The organism is Finegoldia sp. P3-F-LR (assembly GCF_052932165.1).
Window position 1 is genome coordinate 1 of the sequence record NZ_JBRFJE010000039.1, and the last position, 2,248, is coordinate 2,248.

At 37.7% G+C, this 2,248-nt stretch carries 1 protein-coding gene; it reads left to right on the forward strand.

What is annotated here, in order from left to right:
• Positions 1-2,248, forward strand: a 2,248-nt coding sequence (locus tag ACU68U_RS09155) for a Rib/alpha-like domain-containing protein (protein ID WP_446763192.1), incomplete at both ends; no start/stop codon positions are given.

The window sequence follows — 2,248 nt, forward strand, 5'->3', positions numbered from 1 at the left end:
TAGTTGAAGGAGAAAAAGTAACAGCTGAACAAACAGAACCAGGAAAGAAACCAGCAACTAAAGATGCAACAATAGCTGCAAAAGATGAACAAACATCAGCAGAACCAACAATTACTGAACCAAAAGCTGGAGATACAAGTGTAAGTGGTACTGCAACACCAGGTGCTACAGTAGAAGTAACTCTACCAAATGGAGAAAAGAAAACTGCTACAGCAGATGAAAAGGGTAACTGGTCAGTAGAAACACCAGCATTAGCAAAAGACGCTAAAATAACTGCAAAAGCAACTGAAGAAGGTAAAAAGCCATCAGAAGAAGCAACAGCAACAGTAGCTCCTTGGAGTTCGTTATTTACAGCAGAAGGTGGAGAACTAGAAGTACCAAAAGGAACTGACGTAAAAGCACATGATGTTTATAAAAAAGTTAAGTTAATCTTCAAGGAAAATGGAAAAGAGTTTGTGGTTGGCGAAGATAACAGAATCCTTCTACCAATAGGTAATGATTCTCACGCATGGTTATATGTAGACTCAGCAAACTTACCAACAAAAGATAGCAAAGCTGGTCAATATACTCAAAACGTAACAATCACTTATCCAGATGGTTCAAAACAAATAGTTAAAGTTGTTGTTAATGTAGTAGACAAAACTCACGCAGAATTCTACACACCAGAAGTATCAAAAGAAGAAGTTAAGAAGGGCGGTAAAGTTGACTTAACAGACAACGTAACAAACTTAGACAAACTTCCAGAAGGTACAACAGTTAAGGATGTAACTCCAGAAGGAACAATAGATACAAATACACCTGGTAATTATACAGGAAAGATTGAAGTAACTTATCCAGATGGAACAAAAGAAACGGTAGATGTTCCAGTAACGGTTGTAGAATCAGAAAGTGGAGATCCTGCTATTGAATATCCAATAGAATCTCATGCAATATTCAAGAATGTTGGTGACGGTCTAACAGAGGCTGAAGTTATTAACTCAATAGTAGTAGTTGGTCTAAACAGAGATGAATATACTGTTACTATAGATAAGGGTCAACAACTTCCATCAACTGATAAGGCTGGAGAAGCTATAATCAATGTAACAATAACTTACAGAGATGGAACTACTCAATCTGCTCAAGTAGCTATTGTAATAACTGGCGAAAATGAAACTATAGCTGACAATGTAGAACCAACAGTTCCAGGTAAGACTGATGTAGGCGACAAAGATAATCTAACTGATAAAGAAAAAGAAGAAATCAAGGATAAGATCGAAGAAGCCAACAAAGATAAGTTCCCAGAAGGAACAGAAGTAGAAGTTGATGATAAGGGTAATGCAACAATCACATACCCAGACGGATCAAAAGATACTATCCCAGCTGAAGACCTTGTAAAAGAAAAAGAAAAAGAAGACAAGACAATAGCTGATGAAATTGATCCTGCTATTCCAGAAAAAACTGAAGTAGAAGACAAGGATAACTTAACAGATGACGAAAAGAAAGAAGTTAAGGATAAGATCGAAGAAGCCAACAAAGATAACTTCCCAGACGGAACTAAGGTAGAAGTTGATGATAAGGGTAATGCAACAATCACATACCCAGACGGATCAAAGGATACTATTCCAGCTGACAAGTTAGTTAATGAAAAATCTACAGGAGATAACCCAGGAACAACAGATCCTACAGATCCAACAGATCCAACAAAACCTGGCGATGGAAACAAACCGGGCGACGGAAACAAACCTGGTGACGGAAACAAACCTGGTGATAATCAAAAACCTGGTGATAATCAAAAACCTGGTGATAATCAAAAACCTGGCGACGATCAAAAACCTGGTGATGGAAACAAACCTGGTGATAATCAAAAACCTGGTGATAATGAAAAACCATCAGACAAGACTATCGCTGACAAGGTTGACCCAGCAATTCCTGGAAAGACTAAGGTTGAAGATCCTTCTAACTTAACTAAGGATGAAAAAGACAAGGTTAAGGAAGCTATTGAAAAGGCTAATAAGGATAAATTCCCACAAGGAACTAAGGTTGAAATCGGAAACGACGGATCAGCTACTATCACATATCCAGATGGATCAAAAGATACTATCAAAGGTAGTGATTTAGTTGAAAAGATCGCCGATGCACCAACTAGACCTTCTAAACAAGACAAACCAGCTAAGAACTTACCAAAAGCAGGTATTGAATCAGAAGCTATGATGATGGCTGCTGCAGCTTTATCTACTTTGGGTGGATTGTATGTTTCAAAGAAGAAAAA